This window comes from Mycobacterium sp. TH-M103 (assembly GCF_057473785.1).
In genome coordinates this window covers 1-13,981 of sequence record NZ_JBYCLG010000121.1, presented here as the reverse complement: position 1 = coordinate 13,981, position 13,981 = coordinate 1, and the positions used below count along the sequence as shown (strand labels likewise).

13 protein-coding genes and 1 pseudogene are annotated in these 13,981 nt (G+C 67.2%); 2 read left to right on the top strand and 12 right to left on the bottom strand.

Annotation, left to right across the window (positions count from 1 at the left end):
* The 12 genes from AC2VOR_RS06890 to AC2VOR_RS06835 all read right to left on the bottom strand — a co-directional run.
* Positions 1–347: universal stress protein (locus tag AC2VOR_RS06890; protein WP_486963449.1), on the bottom strand; the 347-nt coding region annotated here is incomplete at its 3' end.
* 169 nt (positions 348–516) lie between these two features.
* A complete protein-coding gene (locus tag AC2VOR_RS06885; RefSeq protein ID WP_486963448.1) occupies positions 517–990 on the bottom strand; it encodes a type II toxin-antitoxin system prevent-host-death family antitoxin in 474 nt (157 codons plus the stop codon).
* A 244-nt stretch (positions 991–1,234) separates the two neighbouring features.
* Positions 1,235–2,785, bottom strand: coding sequence for an MCE family protein (locus AC2VOR_RS06880; RefSeq protein WP_369737420.1), 1,551 nt, complete (start codon positions 2,783–2,785; stop codon positions 1,235–1,237).
* Entirely contained in the window at positions 2,779–3,954 is a 1,176-nt protein-coding gene (locus AC2VOR_RS06875; RefSeq protein ID WP_369737421.1) for a virulence factor Mce family protein, read from the bottom strand. Before AC2VOR_RS06875 ends, AC2VOR_RS06880 begins: the two co-directional genes overlap by 7 nt.
* On the bottom strand, positions 3,951–5,483 hold the full coding sequence (locus tag AC2VOR_RS06870) for a virulence factor Mce family protein (protein WP_369737422.1): 1,533 nt from the start codon (positions 5,481–5,483) through the stop codon (positions 3,951–3,953). The genes AC2VOR_RS06875 and AC2VOR_RS06870 overlap by 4 nt, the downstream gene beginning before the upstream one ends.
* The gene (locus AC2VOR_RS06865) at positions 5,480–6,934 is read right to left on the bottom strand and encodes a virulence factor Mce family protein (RefSeq protein WP_369737423.1); all 1,455 of its coding nucleotides are present in this window, start codon (positions 6,932–6,934) and stop codon (positions 5,480–5,482) included. The genes AC2VOR_RS06870 and AC2VOR_RS06865 overlap by 4 nt, the downstream gene beginning before the upstream one ends.
* Positions 6,931–7,971 (bottom strand): virulence factor Mce family protein, encoded by a 1,041-nt coding sequence (locus AC2VOR_RS06860; protein WP_486963447.1) that lies wholly within the window; start codon positions 7,969–7,971, stop codon positions 6,931–6,933. Before AC2VOR_RS06860 ends, AC2VOR_RS06865 begins: the two co-directional genes overlap by 4 nt.
* On the bottom strand, positions 7,968–9,275 hold the full coding sequence (locus tag AC2VOR_RS06855; RefSeq protein WP_369737426.1) for an MCE family protein: 1,308 nt from the start codon (positions 9,273–9,275) through the stop codon (positions 7,968–7,970). Before AC2VOR_RS06855 ends, AC2VOR_RS06860 begins: the two co-directional genes overlap by 4 nt.
* Positions 9,276–9,280: 5 nt before the next feature.
* Entirely contained in the window at positions 9,281–10,159 is an 879-nt protein-coding gene (locus AC2VOR_RS06850; protein ID WP_369737427.1) for an ABC transporter permease, read from the bottom strand.
* A 1-nt stretch (position 10,160) separates the two neighbouring features.
* Positions 10,161–10,955, bottom strand: a complete 795-nt coding sequence (locus tag AC2VOR_RS06845) for an MlaE family ABC transporter permease (protein ID WP_369737429.1) — start codon at positions 10,953–10,955, stop codon at positions 10,161–10,163.
* A 411-nt stretch (positions 10,956–11,366) separates the two neighbouring features.
* The gene (locus AC2VOR_RS06840) at positions 11,367–12,038 is read right to left on the bottom strand and encodes a TetR/AcrR family transcriptional regulator (RefSeq protein WP_369737430.1); all 672 of its coding nucleotides are present in this window, start codon (positions 12,036–12,038) and stop codon (positions 11,367–11,369) included.
* 160 nt (positions 12,039–12,198) lie between these two features.
* Positions 12,199–12,507, bottom strand: coding sequence for a hypothetical protein (locus tag AC2VOR_RS06835; protein WP_369737431.1), 309 nt, complete (start codon positions 12,505–12,507; stop codon positions 12,199–12,201).
* Between the two features lie 223 nt (positions 12,508–12,730).
* Here AC2VOR_RS06835 and AC2VOR_RS06830 point away from each other — a divergent pair, with 223 nt between their 5' ends.
* Positions 12,731–13,879 carry a thiolase family protein gene (locus tag AC2VOR_RS06830; RefSeq protein WP_369737432.1) on the top strand — a complete coding sequence of 383 codons (1,149 nt, stop codon included), beginning with the start codon at positions 12,731–12,733 and terminating at the stop codon, positions 13,877–13,879.
* Positions 13,876–13,981: pseudogene (locus AC2VOR_RS06825) on the top strand (enoyl-CoA hydratase); the annotation flags it as partial. The gene AC2VOR_RS06830 and the pseudogene AC2VOR_RS06825, both read left to right, overlap by 4 nt.

Here is a 13,981-nt window from a genome sequence, read left to right as displayed (position 1 = left end):
ACATTGCCGACCACGAGCAGATCGGCGTCGACTTCCTCGGCCAGGTCCACCAGCGCATGAACCGGGGCATCCTGGATCGGCCTTTCCTCGATGTCCGTGGCCCCCGCCGCCTCGGTTCGCTCTCGGGCGTCGTGCAGCATCGCGTAGATGGGCGCGTTGCCCTGCACCTTGTAGGCCTCGTCCCGGAGTATGTCGGCCGCGCGCAGGTCGTCCTTGGGGGGAACGTACCCGGTGGCGATGATCAACTTCGCGCCCGATTCGGCCGCGATGGCGCCGGCCTTGGCGACCGCCCGTAGCGACGACTCCGAGCCGTCGGTGCCGACGACCACGGTCCGATAGGTCTTCACTCGTTCTCCCTGCCTTGTCGCGCAATCCTTCTGCAGTCGGCCCCATCCATCCCGTCGCTGCCAGATTATCGGCGGATGTGCCGCAGTAAAGAGTTTTGCCCGACACCGCGGCGATCGCCGGTCGCGCGGACGCGGCCGCGTACGACCCGTCCGGTTGCGGGACCTTTTCTCATGGCGCGGAACTCAGCGCAGCGAGCCGGGTCGTGGAGTCGTCGCTCGGGGCGGCTGCCACGATGTGGGCAACCAGCTTGCCGCCACGGGTGACCTCGATCGGCTGTCCCGCGGCAACCCGGTCGAAATAACGACCCGCTCGCCTGCGCAGCTCCTCGAGCTCGACTCGCGGACCCGCGTCGGGGGCAGTCCTCGAGTCGCCGGCCGCCACGATCCGCGCCAGTAAGCTGCCGTCCCGGACGACAAAGAGCGTTTCCCCGGCCGCGACCCGATCGAAGCACCGGCCGGCGCGCTTTCGCAGCTCGTCGAGGCCGACCCACCCGCCGGCGTCCGGTGCCGCGACGCGGACGGATCGCGCCGGGATCGGAGCGACCCTCCGGTCACCGACCGGCACGATTCGAGCCACCAACTTGCCGCGGCGGACGACATCGATCGTCGCGCCGGCGGCGACCCGCTCGAGATAGGTGGGCATGTTGTACCGAAGTTGGCCTAGGCCAATGACTTCCCGCATTCCACTCCGATCTCCGTGCTCCCGGACCGGCCCGGGAAGTATCGGCCGCGCGCTGCGACCGCGCCGACCCGGAACAGTATATGACCGTACGTGCGGTCAGTATCAACGCTTGGTGCCCGACCCGGCCTCCGCCGGCCAAGGCCACAGGAAAAGCGCTGTGATCCAACGGCATCGACCGCGGCGGGGATGGTAGAGCCGATCGCGTTCAGCCGGGCGGCGCCAGCATGTCCTTCCATCCGTCGTCTCCTGTTTTGCTGGAATTCTCGACCGCATACCTGACACCGTCGGGCCCGACGAGCTCCCCACTCTGCGGGCTGTAAACCGCGGTCGGGGGACTGCTGGGCGTGTATACGCAGGGATTCGGCTGCTGGCCGTTGCATTCGACGGTCCCCGACCCCGGCCGCTGCAGCGCATCGCTGACGGGAGGCGGTGTCCCCGCCACCCTGTCGGAAGGCGCCGGGTTGAGACCGTTGTCGATCGATGGTGCGGGTATCACCTGACCCGGCTTCACCGGCTGGTCGCAGCGCGCCGCGGGCGCGGGGCAGGTGAGGATCTGGTTGGGTTCGCCGTACCAGGGGTTGGTTCCCAGGGGGACGTAGGGTTTGTTGTCGCGGCAGTCGCGCGGTGTGGCAGCGCGCTTCCCCGGGACATCGACGCACGGTAGGTTGCGCGCCCCGCGCACGGCGTTGGCCGGAGTGTCTTGCGGGATCTTGCAATACGTTCCGGACGGCATCGGCGCCAGGCTGGTGTCCGCCGGAGACCGCCACTGCGATGCCGGGAGGAAGCCCGTCAGGCACGGGGGAGGCTGGTTGATGGTCGCCGACGTGCCGAGGGACGCATAGCCGGGGAAAGGCGCCGTCACCGTCAGCCCTTCCGCGGCGCCCTGCGGATAGGAGACCAGGAGTTGCTCGACGCCCTTGTGGTAGCGCTTGAGCATCTCCAGCACGATCTCGATGTTGGCCAGCGTCTGCGGCAACGAGTCGCGGACGTCGCCGAACACCGCGTTGACCTGATCTGCGGTGGGCGCCGCTTGGGTCAGGATGCTTCGCACGTGCTGGTCTTCTCCCGCGGTCTGCGCGGACAGGATGTTCAGGTTGTGCGCCCAGCGCTCGATCGCGCCACCCGACTCGACCTGACTGTCGATGACCGGCCCGGAGTGCTGGATGATGTCGTCGACATCGGCGATGTTGGTCTTGAAGTCACCGGCGATCGCCTGCGTCGCGTCGACCAGTCGTTGCAGCGCCGGGCCCAGCCCGCCGACGGCTTGGGCGGTCTCGTCGAGCAGCGCGGGAATCTTGTCCCTGGGCAGCACGGCCAGGCCACGGTTGGCGGCGTCCAGCGCCGGCCCGATCTCGGTGGGCACGGTGCCCTTGGTGATGGTCTGTCCCGGCGAGAAGTAGCGGGTCGGGTTGCCCACCGACACCAGGTCCAGATACTGCTCACCGACCGCCGACACCGAATGCACGTTGGCCGACGCGTCGATCGGAATCTTGTAGCGGTCGGCGATGCTCATGCTCACCCTCGCGCCGGTCTCGGTGGGTCGGACGGCGGTGACCTTGCCGATGGTTTGACCGCGGTACGTCACGTTGGCCGTCTTGTACAGGCCGCCCGAGGCGGGCAGATCCGCGTTCAACGTGTACTGGCCGATTCCCATCGCAGCGGGGATCCGCAGGTAATACCAGCCCAGTACGATCGCGGTGAGCACACTCAGAACGCCGAACACGATCAGCTGGGTCTTGATGAAGCGGGTCAGCATTGCCTGTCGGCTCTTTCGACCAGTGGCCCGCCGGGAGCGTCGTTCGGGTTGGGTGTGTACCGGACGTCGGGAATCATCGTTTCGGGGTCGCGGCCCCACGATTGCTCGAGCGCGCGCAGCGCTCCGGAGAATCCGGTCCCGGTGAGCACCGCGTTGTCGACGGCGCTCAGCGTCAGATCGAGCGTCAGCGACAGGTTGAAGTAGTCGCCGCGGAACGACTTCGGCACGGCGTCGACATCGAACGGCCGGACCAGGATCACCTTGAGTGCGCGGATGAGATACGGTGCGGCACGACCGAGTTCCCGCAGGGGGCACTGCAGCGACAGTAGATCCTGGTGCAGATTGCCCCGCGACGCGGTCAGGTATTCGTCGGCGAGCCGGCTGAGCCGTCCCGTCGCGACGACCGCGTTGATCAGAAGGTTCTGTTTGTCGGCGAAATGTTTGATCAGGGGTGGGAACTCGGTGAGCACCCGGTCCAGGACGTCCGAGCGGGGACCCACGTACGCCAACAGCCGGTCGGTGGAGTCGATGGCGCGAGTGATGTCGTCGCGTTGCTCGTCGAGGCGGGCGGTGAAGGTGTCCAGCTTGCCGAGAAAGGCGCGGATCTGGTCGGCGCGCCCGCGCACGACGTTGTAGAGCTCGTTTTGCAGCACCTCGAGGTTCGGGATGCCGCCGCCGCGCAAGATCAGGGCGAGACTGGCCATTGTCTGTTCGGTCGTCGGGTAAGCGGAGGAGTTCTTCAGCGGGATGGTGTCGCCGTCCTTGAGCCGCTCCGGGGACGGGTCGGGCGGCGCGGCCAGCTCCAGATGCTGGGAACCCAGAAGGCTTGTCTGTCCGATCTTGGCGGTGGCGTTCCTGGGTAGCTTGACGTTGTTGTCCAGACGGATCGTCAGCGTGGCGACCCAGTTCTTCAGTGCGATCGCGCGCACCGTGCCGACGAAGACGTCGGCCACCCGCACCCGGCTGTTGTTGTTGAGGGCGAGCGTGTCGGGCATCTGCACGTAGACGGTGTAGGAGCCGGGCTGGCTGCCCGGACCGCCGGGCATCGGCACGTTGGCGATTCCATGCCAGCTCCCGCACGACGACAGCGCCGCGGCGGTGCTCATCAGGACCAGCCCCCGAAAGGCTCGACTCCGCATCCGAGACATCAACGCGCGCAACGTTTTCATGATCCGACGCCCTTCGATGCGGCCGCCTCCGCGGGTGGTGGCCCGGGGGGCGGCGGGACCGGCGCCTGCGGCGCCTGCACTCCGATGGGCGGCAACACCGGGTATTCGTCGTAGGCGTTCGGCGGGCCTGGCGGGGTCTGCACCCCCGGCGGTGGCGGTGCGACGTCCGGACCGCCCATCAGTTCGGCCAGCGACCCCGCGGTCAACAGGCCCGCCGTGATCGGCCCGACCTTGGTGCCCTGCATGCCCGGCGCGACAACCCAGCCGGGCTGGGTGTTGCGATGCGACAACGGGGTGTCGGGCACCCAGATCCCGGGCACGGTGGTGTCCTTGTAGCCGTCGGGCGGTTGCAGCCGGGCCTCGGAGTAGGCGACCTCCTTGGGAAGGGTCTCGGCGGTGCTGAACGGGTTCAGCCCGAACGGCGGGTAGTTGAACTTGATCGCGTCGAGAACCGGCGCCAGGTACTGCGCGCACAATTCGGCGGAATCCTGATACCCCAGCCGGCTGCCGGCCTGAATCATGCTGCAGATGAACTGCATCGGGTTCGCGAAATTCGGGATCGCCGGGATGGACATGACGGCGCCATGCGACGGATGGTAGATCTGGCTGAGATTGGTCTCCAGCGTCGGCAGGACGTGCAGGGCGGTCTCCAGACCGTTCAGCGGATCGGGCTGAACCAGTGCGGTGGTCAGGTCGGCGAGGTTGCCGACGTCGTGTGCGATCACCTCGCGGTTTTTGGCCAGGAACGGTCGCAGGGTGGGCAGCAGTCTGTCGAAATGCCTTATCGCACTGGTGAGTTCGGAGTCGGACCTGGTCAACCTGTCGGTGAACCCGGCCAGGTTGTTGTTCAGCGCGACGAGCTGCTGGTCGTCTTTGTGCAGCGCGTCGACGAACAACGCCAGGCTGTGCACCACCGCGAAGAAGTCGCCGCGGCCCTCGTTCAGGGCGGTCAACGCGCGCGACAGGCTGTTCAGCGTGGTGTTGATCTGGGTGCCCTTGCCGGCCAGCCCGTCGGCGAACGATTCGATGACCTCACCGAACGGGCCCGTGGGCTGCTCGGGGGTGGGGCCGAGCTTGGAGATGATGTGGGCGACGCTGTCGCGCAGCTGATCCCACTCCGTCGGCACCTGCGTGCGCTCGAGCGGGATCACCGCGTGGTCGGCCAGCACCGCACCCCCTTCGTAGGGCGGCTCGAGCTGAATACTGCGTGACGCCACCAACGTGGGATTGACGATCACCGCGGAGGCGTTGGCGGGCACCTTGTACTTGTTGGCGTAGTGGAACGTCACCCTCATCTTGTCGCCGGCCGGCTCGATCCTGTCGATCGAACCGACGCGAACGCCCATGATCTCGACTTTGTCCCCGGGATAGAGCGCGTTCGCCTCCGCGAAGTACGCCACCACGGTGTTGGTGGTCGATTTCTGGTAGAGCTGCCAGCCGAGGAAGCCGGCCACCAGCGCCAGCACCACCACGGCCGACCCGATGACCGTGCGGCGCCGCAATTTGTGAATGCTCAACACGGACTTCAATTCCGGCCACCTCCCGTCCCATCCGTCGCGATGGCCGGGGCCGGCGCCAACGGCTCGGTGCGCGCGCCGGGCGGCGCCTGAGTCGGAAGCGGCACCGGCGTGCCCGGGACGTCCGGCGGCGGCTCGCCCGGTCGCCCGGCGATTCCGATCCCCGGTGTCGGCGACAAGCCCGCCGGGTTCGGTGGCGACGTCTGCACGTCCAGCGGCGCCGGGAAACTGCCGCCGAACGGGCCGGCGTCCACCCCGGCGCACGGAAGAGGGTTCCACGGCCGTGGCAGCGCGTCGTGCGCCGGCGTGTACGAACACGCCGATCCCGGTGGCACGGCGGGGCCGGGATGCTCCGGGGTCCCCTCGGACACCGCCGGTGCGGGCGGGGGCGCGCCGTTGGGGAACCGGGTGCCGTTGGGGTCGGGCCAGCGGAAGGCCGGCAGGCCGGCGCTGCGCCAGAAGTCCTCCGGGTCGATGCCACGCTTCTTGAAGGCGGCGTCGACGAACGGCTGCAACATCCAGTACGGCAGCAGATTGGACAGGACGATCTTGAAGTACGGTCCCGAGGCGACGGACTCTCCCAGCGATGCCGCGAATTGGCTCACGTATGTGAGGGTTTGAGCGAGGTCTTCTTTGCGTGCCACCAGCACATCACTGAGGGTGCGCAACTGTTCGAGGACCGGATTCAGGCTCGGGTTGTCGTTGATGAACCCCTGAACCTGGGACGAGAACGCGGAGATGTTGCCCAGCAGGGCGTCGATGGCTCGTCCGCGCGCGTTGAACGCGACCAGCAGCGTCTTCGCGTTGACCAGCAACCTGTCGATCTGTTCGCTGCGGTCACCCAGGACGCCGGCCACCTTGTTGGCCTGGGCGAGCAGGTGTTTGATCTGTTCGTCGCGTTGACCGATGGTGTCGGAGAATCTGGCCAAACCGTCGAGCGCGGCACTCAGATGGGGATAGGTCTCATCGACGGTCTGCGACAGGGTGTTCAGCGAAAGCTTGATGGTGTCGATGTCCCAGCCGGTGGCGGCCTTGGTGGCGTCGGAGAACGCATCGTAGAGCTGATAGGGCGTCGTGCTCTGGGCCAGCGGCAACACGCCGCCGGGCCGCAACATCCGGTTGCCCCGCGGCTCGATCTCGAGCACCTTCTTCCCCAGGATGGTGTCGGTCTTGATCGCCAGCCGGCTCTCGGTGCCGATCGTGTTGCCGCCGATGGAGAACTTGATCTTGACGTGATTGCCGTCGATCGCAAGTGCCTGCACCGTACCGACGTTCACCCCGGAGATGCGCACCTTGTCATTGGTGTTCAGCTGTCCGGTGTTGGCGAACTGCCCGTAGTAGCTGGGAGTGGCGAACACCATCGGGACACTGGTGAAGCTTTGGCCGACGGCGACGACCAGCGCCAGCACGGTGATGCCCATCAGCCCGGTGCGGCCGCGGTTGAACTCGGTCAGCGTTCTCATTGCGGGGTGCACCTGCCCGTAGGCTGCTGCCAGATCCTGACCGTGCGGACCGGGCCGCCGGGCTGCAGTCCGTTCCACTTGATCGTGAGGTCACACAGGTAGAAGTTGACCCAGTCTCCGTAGAGGCCGATGCTGCGCCCGATCAGGTTGAGCGCGGTCGGCATCTTGTGGATCAGATCGTTCAGTTGATCCTTCTGGTCGATCAGCGGCTGCTGGAACGCCTGCAGGTAGTTGATCTCCTTGTGCAGCAGGGCGCGGTTGTCCGCCAGCAGGTCGGACACCGTCCCGGCGGCATTGCTCAGTTGCGCGGTGCCCTCGGCCAGCGGATCGGCGTGGTTTTCCAGCCCGGTGATCAACCTCTCGAAGTTTTCGACGGTCTGGTCGAACTCCTTGCGATGCCGAACCGTGTTGTCCAGCACGATGTTCAGGTTCTTGACCACATCGCCGATCGCCTGGTCGCGCTCGGCGATGTGCGCGGTAACCTGCGCGGTCTGGTCGAGGATGTCGTTGATGGTGCCGCCCTGGCCCTGGAACACGGTGATGATGGCCGACGCGATGGTGTTGACCTTTTCCGGATCGAGCGCCCGGAAGAGCGGCTTGAAACCACCGATCAGGCTGTCGAGATCCACGGCCGGTGTCGTGCGCGAGAGCGGGATGAAACCGCCCGGCGGCAGGATCCGGTCGACCCCCTCGCCGGCACCGCGTTTGAGCTCCACGTAGCGGTTGCCGATCAGGTCGAGGTAGCGGATCTGCGCGGTCGTCGACTGGTAGAGCGGTATCGAGCGGTCGACGTCGAAATCCACCAGTACCCGCGTGCCGCCTTCGATCAGCCGGACGTTCTTGACCTTGCCGACCTCCACCCCGGAGGCGCGGACGAACTGCCCGTCGCGCAACCCGGTGGCGTTGCTGAACTCGGCGGAATAGCTGTTGGTGCGGTTGAAGCGCATCTGACCGAAGACCAGGACGATCGCCACGGTGATCAGCAGCAGCACCAACGCGATGCTGCCTAGCTTGATTGCGCTGCCGGTGATTTTCATGGGTTGATCGTGTTGTCCCCGACCTGACGACCCCACACGTACTCGATTGCGTACGGAGAGCCGGTGTCCACGTGGTTGTAAGGGGCGATGCTGGCGCCGGTGTCCACCACCAGGGACGGGGCGGGCCACAGATCACGGGTGACGGGTTGCCAGCACCCGGGCGCGCCGCCCGGCCCGCCATGGGCGTTCACGCGCGGCAGATTGTCCGGATAGACATAGGGATTCGGCGCCCCGCCGACCAGCCCGGCCAATCCCAAGAGCCCCATCGTGGCTACGCTGCCGGCCAGTCCCGGGAGGGTCAGAATGCCGCCCAGGCCCGACGTCAGCTCGGTCATGGTTCTCAGCGCGTAACCGTTGCCGCCGCCCACCGTCGCATAGGCAGCGGGTTCGGCCTCGTTGTACTCGCGGACGGTGCAGAAGATTTCGGGACTGTAGGTGTCGAGCAGCTGTGCGGTGGGCACCAGATCGCCGATGCCCCGCTGCAGGTAGGGCCCGCCGCGGGCGAAGATGTCTGCGCCGGTGTCGCCCAACCCGGCCGCGGCCAGCAGGGCGGCGTCCAGGTCGGCCTCCTGCCGGTGCAGCGTGTGCGCCGTGACCACCGCATGGTCGAGGGCGTCGAACAGATCCGGTGCGGCGGTGGCGTAGGTGTCACCCAGGTCGGCCAGCCGCGCGATGTCGTGCCGGATCTGGGGCATCTGCGGATTGAGGTCGTCGAGGATGGCGTTGCCGTTGACGATCGACTGGCCGAACTTGTCGCCCAGCCCGCTCAACGCCTCCGCGGCCGCGGCCAGCGTCAGGTTCAGCTTGACCGGGTCGACCTTCTCGGCGATCGAGGTGAGTGTCTCGAACAACGTGTTGAACTCCGTTGTCACCGACCTGGCGTCGATGACCTGGCTCGGGGTGATCCGTTGCGGCGTAGGGTGTTTAGGCGACGTCAGCGACACGTACTTGTTGCCGAACACCGTGGTCCCGGTGATGTTGGCGTCGACATTGGCAGGAATCAGCGGGATGTACTCGGGCTTCACGTTCAAGATGAGCTTGGCTGCGGGCCTGCCGTCACGCTCGATCTCGGAAATGCTGGCCACCCGGCCGATCTCCACACCGTTGTAGGTGACTTTCGACCCCGGGTCCAGCACCAGACCCGCGCGGGCGGACAGCATCGTCAGAGGCGTCTTCGGCGTCAGCTGGCCCCGAAACTGCAACCACACGAACGCCAAGACCAGCGCGGCGACCAACAAGAAGACCACGGCCGCCGTCTTGTACGGCGGGATGCGTTGCTGGTTCTCCTGCACCGGTCTGGTCATGGCGGCTACACGGTGAGCGCAAAGTTCGGGTTCTTGCCGTAGACCGCCATCGCGGTCAGCACCACCACCACGACGACGGTGACCAGCGACAGCCGCATCGACCGGCCGACGGCCTCGCCGACGCCGACCGGTCCGCCGCTGGCGTTGTAGCCGTAGTAGCAGTGGGTGGTCATCACGATCACCGCGATGACGATCACCTCCAGGAAGGACCAGCCCACGTCATTGAGGCGCAGGAACGTGTGGAAGTAGTGGTCGTACGTGCCGGCGGACTGCCCGTAGAGGAACACCGTGGTGGCTTGCTGGGACAGGAAGGCCATGGTGATTCCCAGCGCGAACAGCGGGGCGATGACGACCAGGCTCGCCACCACCCGGGTGGAGGCCAGGAAGGCGATCGACCTGATGCTCATCACCTCCAGCGCGTCGATCTCCTCGCTGATGCGCATGGCGCCCAGTTCGGCGGTGGCGCCGGCGCCGACGGTGGCGGCCAGCGCGTGACCGGCGGCCACCGGCGCCACGAACCGCACATTGACCATCGCGGCCACGAAGCCGGTGAACGCCTCGACGCCGATGTTGCCCAGCGAGGCGTAGCCCTGGATGGCGACCAGGGAGCCCGTGGCCAGGGTGATGAAGCTGACGATGGCGACGGTGCCGCCCACCACGGCCATCGCCCCCGTCCCCATCCCGACCTGGGCAACCATCCGCAGCGTCTCTTTGTGGTAGCGGCGCACCGCGAAGGGGATCAGCCCGACCGCGGTCAGCGTGAACCAGACCATCTGCCCGATCTCGACCAGTAGCCGAACCGGGGCGTCCCGGTATCTCCTGAGGGTCGTGGCCGCCCGTGGGAAGCGGACACGCAGTGCGGCGGTCGCCGTAGCCGTGGTCACCTCAGCGCCCCGTTCCGAAGCGGACACCAATCGTGGTCAGCACGACGTTGACCGCGAACAGCGCGATGAAGCACAGCACCACCGTCTCGTTGACGGCGGTGCCGAGACCTTTGGACCCGCCGCGCACGATCAGGCCGCGGTAGCAGCCGACCAGGCCGGCGATCAGGCCGAACGTCGCGGCCTTGACCATCGCGATGACGACCTCGGGCAGGCCGGTGATCGCGGTCAACGTGGACAGGTAGGCACCGCTCGAGACGTTCTGCAGATACACGCTGAACAGGTAGCCGCCGACCAGGCCGACGGCGACCACGAGGCCGTTGAGCAGCACCGCGACCACGGTCGAGGCGACGACGCGGGGCACCACCATGCGGTGGATGGGGTCGATGCCGAGCACCTCGAGCGCGTCGATCTCCTCGCGGATGGTGCGGGCGCCGAGGTCGGCGCAGATGGCGGTGGACCCGGCGCCGGCGACCACCAGCACCGTCACGATCGGGCCGAGCTGGGTGACCGCGCCCAGCGCGGCACCGGCCCCGGAGACGTCGGCGGCGCCGATCTCGGTCAGCAGGATGTTGATGACGTAGATGAGCAGCACGGTTTCCGGGATGGACACCGCGATGGTGGGCAGCAGGGACACCCGCATGATGAACCAGCCGTTGAGGATGAATTCGCGCCATTCGAACGGCTTCATCAGGGCCTTGCCGGTCAGCACGCACATGCGGAAGAACCCGCCGACCACTTCCGTTCCCGGCCGGATCTGGGTGCCGAGCTTGCCGGCGAACGTGGTCGAAGTGGTCATCGGCGCGGCCCCCGGCCTACGTGGTGCGCGAGCTCGCCCACGCCGGGATAGCTCGTCGAAATAGTTTGGCAGAAAAGGTTTTTCGCAGCTGTAGGCGCGTGCCGCGTCGGGCCGGCAGCGTCGGCCTGCGCCGTCCGGTTCGGTGTCGTCCGCGTGTGCACCACGCTGCCACTATGGCATCCGACCGTACGGTCAGTCAACGAAATGGCCTCGCTGAGGCCCCGTGGCCTTGTCGGCAGGAGCCATTTGCGCCCGCTCGATGTTTCGGTTGCCCTCGGGAGCGGATATTCCCGACTAGAAGCCGACCCGTCGTACAGTCGAGCTTTCCGCCGGCCGCGCGAGCGCCCGGCGTGTCACGTGGGCCGGAGCGGGGGGATTCCTTCCTGCCCAACGCATTCCAGCGCTAGGTGGTCAACCCGTCGTACCCGCCGCCGCGGCGAGGGAGTCGCGCACCACCGAGACCACGTCGGCCGAAGGGCTCGCCCATCTGCCGAGTCCCAGGCGGTCGAGTAGCAGTCCGCCCAGGAACACGTCGGCGAAGGCGGCCCCGACCTGTTCGGGTGTGCGGGAGTCGGCGGGATCGAACCACACCCACATCCACTCCAGCGACCCCCACAGCTGCAGTGCCGCCAGTTCGACGTCCACGCTGCGGAAAACACCGCTGTCCACTCCGTTGCGAATCTCGCTCACGGTGAGCGCGAGCAGATCTCGGCGCAGTTCACGCACGTGTTGCATCGCCGGGTCGTCGGACAGCTGGAGTACCTCGCGCTGGCTTGCCACCGTCGCGTCACGAGCGGTGACCTGCAGCAGCGCGGACGTGAAAATGATTGCGGCGATGCGTTCGTGAGGGGCCCCCACGTGATCCCAGACCGTCCGCAGCGCATCGAGCTGGCGGGCCAGATGTGTCTCTTCCAGCTCCCGCAGCATCTGGGCTTTGGTCCCGAAGTGATGAACGATGGTGCCTTTGGACATGCCGAGCTCATCGGCGATGTCGCCGATGTTCGTCTTGTCGTAGCCGCGTTCGGCGACATAGCGGACGAACGCGTCGAGGATCTCGCTACGTCGGCCGGGGGATCTGGGCATTTTCCAACCCTTCGGCGTCGACTAACCGTACGAACGGTCTACCATAACCTCCGGTGTGTGAATATCCCCCGTCGGGTGTGTCGGCCGTGCGGATCGCCTCTGTGGCGATCAGTCGCCGGAACGCGCGCGAGGGGCGACCGGTTTGGGGCCGTCCGGCGGTTCAACGGAGCCCGTAACCATTGCGCCGATCCGGTGCGGTCACGACGTACATGTGCGCGCCGTCGGCGCAGGTGATCTCACCGGCGGTGTAGACCGTCATGAGTTCTTTCCCGTCGCCGTCGGCAACGCACACATACGTGTCGGTCTCGGCGTCGTAGTCGAAGCTGTTCCACGCCAGGACGAACGCCAGGCAGTTGCCGTCGCGGTCGGCGACGACGAGCTTGTGCGCACCGGACTCCTTCAACAAGTCGGCATCCCGCGTGCGCTGCTGAGGGACCTGGGTGGTGTGGACCGTTACGCCGTTCGCCATCTCTGCACTCCTTAGCGAGGAGATCTCCTCGGGTCCGGGCGCTCCAGTCCGGACCTGGCAGCGATTGTCTCCCCCCGGCACCACCCCAGACCAGGGCATAACGACCCTCCGCGCGGGGTCGTAAGTCGCCGACCACCCCCGCCGCCCGCCCTCCCAACGCGTTGGTTGACAATCGACGCCAGACCACTTCGTCCGAAGTCCCAGCGTCAAAGGAGACACAACCATGGCTGAAGCCGTCATCGTCGAGGCAGTGCGCTCACCCGTCGGCAAGCGCAACGGCGGGCTGTCCGGCGTGCACCCGGCCGACCTGTCCGCGCAGGTGCTCAACGGATTGGTCGGCAAGGCCGGCATCGACCCCGAGATCGTCGACGACGTCATCTGGGGCTGCGTCATGCAGGCCGGTGAGCAAGCCCTCGACATCGGCCGCACCGCGCTGCTGACGGCCGGTTGGCCGGAGACGGTTCCGGGTGTGACCGTCGACCGCCAGTGCGGGTCGAGCCAGCAGTCGGTGCACTTCGCCGCGGCCGGCGTGGTGGCCGGCCACTACGACGTGGTGGTCGCCGGCGGGGTGGAGTCGATGTCCCGCACCCCGATGGGTTCCTCGCTGGCCAACGGCGGACGGCCGTACCCGGACGCGTTCATGAACCGCTACGACCGCCAGGTGCCCAACCAGGGCCTCGGCGCCGAGATGATCGCCGAGCAGTGGGGGCTGAGCCGCACCGCGCTCGACGAGTTCTCGCTCGCCTCACACGAAAAGGCTGCAGCGGCACAGGATTCCGGAGCCTTCGACGACCAGATCGTGGGCATCAAGGACCAGGAGGGTGGGGTGGTGCTCAAGGACGAGGGCATCCGCCGCGGCACGCCGATGGAGAAGATGGCGTCGCTGAAGCCGGCGTTCAAGGAGGACGGCGTGATCCACGCCGGCAACTCCTCGCAGATCTCCGACGGCTCGGCCGCCCTGCTGTTCATGTCCGCCGAGAAGGCGAAGTCGTTGGGCCTCAAGCCGATCGCCAAGGTGCACACGGCCACCCTGGCCGGGGCCAACCCGGTGATCATGCTGACCGCGCCCATCCCGGCCACCCAGAAGGTGCTGAAGCGCTCGGGCCTGAGCATCGACGAGATCGGCGCCTACGAGGTCAACGAGGCCTTCGCCCCGGTCCCCCTGGCGTGGCTGAAGGACATCGGCGCCGACGAGAAGAAGCTCAACCCCAACGGCGGGGCGATCGCGCTCGGGCACCCGCTCGGCGGCTCGGGGGCGCGGCTGATGACCACGCTGCTCTACCACATGCGGGACAAGGGGATTCGCTACGGCCTGCAGACGATGTGTGAGGGCGGCGGTCAGGCCAACGCCACCATCCTGGAGCTGCTGTGACCGAAGGCGACACCGGCCGGCCCGCGGTGCTGGTCGAACGTCGCGGCAACGTCGCCGTCATCACCATCAACCGGCCGGAGGCCCGCAACGCGATCAACGGCG

Coding starts and splice junctions, on each gene's coding strand:
- AC2VOR_RS06855 (WP_369737426.1), bottom strand. CDS start 9,275: ATGACCAGACCGGTGCAGGAGAACCAGCAACGCATCCCGCCGTACAAG.
- AC2VOR_RS06875 (WP_369737421.1), bottom strand. CDS start 3,954: ATGAAAACGTTGCGCGCGTTGATGTCTCGGATGCGGAGTCGAGCCTTT.
- AC2VOR_RS06835 (WP_369737431.1), bottom strand. CDS start 12,507: ATGGCGAACGGCGTAACGGTCCACACCACCCAGGTCCCTCAGCAGCGC.
- AC2VOR_RS06860 (WP_486963447.1), bottom strand. CDS start 7,971: ATGAAAATCACCGGCAGCGCAATCAAGCTAGGCAGCATCGCGTTGGTG.
- AC2VOR_RS06840 (WP_369737430.1), bottom strand. CDS start 12,038: ATGCCCAGATCCCCCGGCCGACGTAGCGAGATCCTCGACGCGTTCGTC.
- AC2VOR_RS06845 (WP_369737429.1), bottom strand. CDS start 10,955: ATGACCACTTCGACCACGTTCGCCGGCAAGCTCGGCACCCAGATCCGG.
- AC2VOR_RS06830 (WP_369737432.1), top strand. CDS start 12,731: ATGGCTGAAGCCGTCATCGTCGAGGCAGTGCGCTCACCCGTCGGCAAG.
- AC2VOR_RS06880 (WP_369737420.1), bottom strand. CDS start 2,785: ATGCTGACCCGCTTCATCAAGACCCAGCTGATCGTGTTCGGCGTTCTG.
- AC2VOR_RS06885 (WP_486963448.1), bottom strand. CDS start 990: ATGCCCACCTATCTCGAGCGGGTCGCCGCCGGCGCGACGATCGATGTC.
- AC2VOR_RS06865 (WP_369737423.1), bottom strand. CDS start 6,934: ATGAGAACGCTGACCGAGTTCAACCGCGGCCGCACCGGGCTGATGGGC.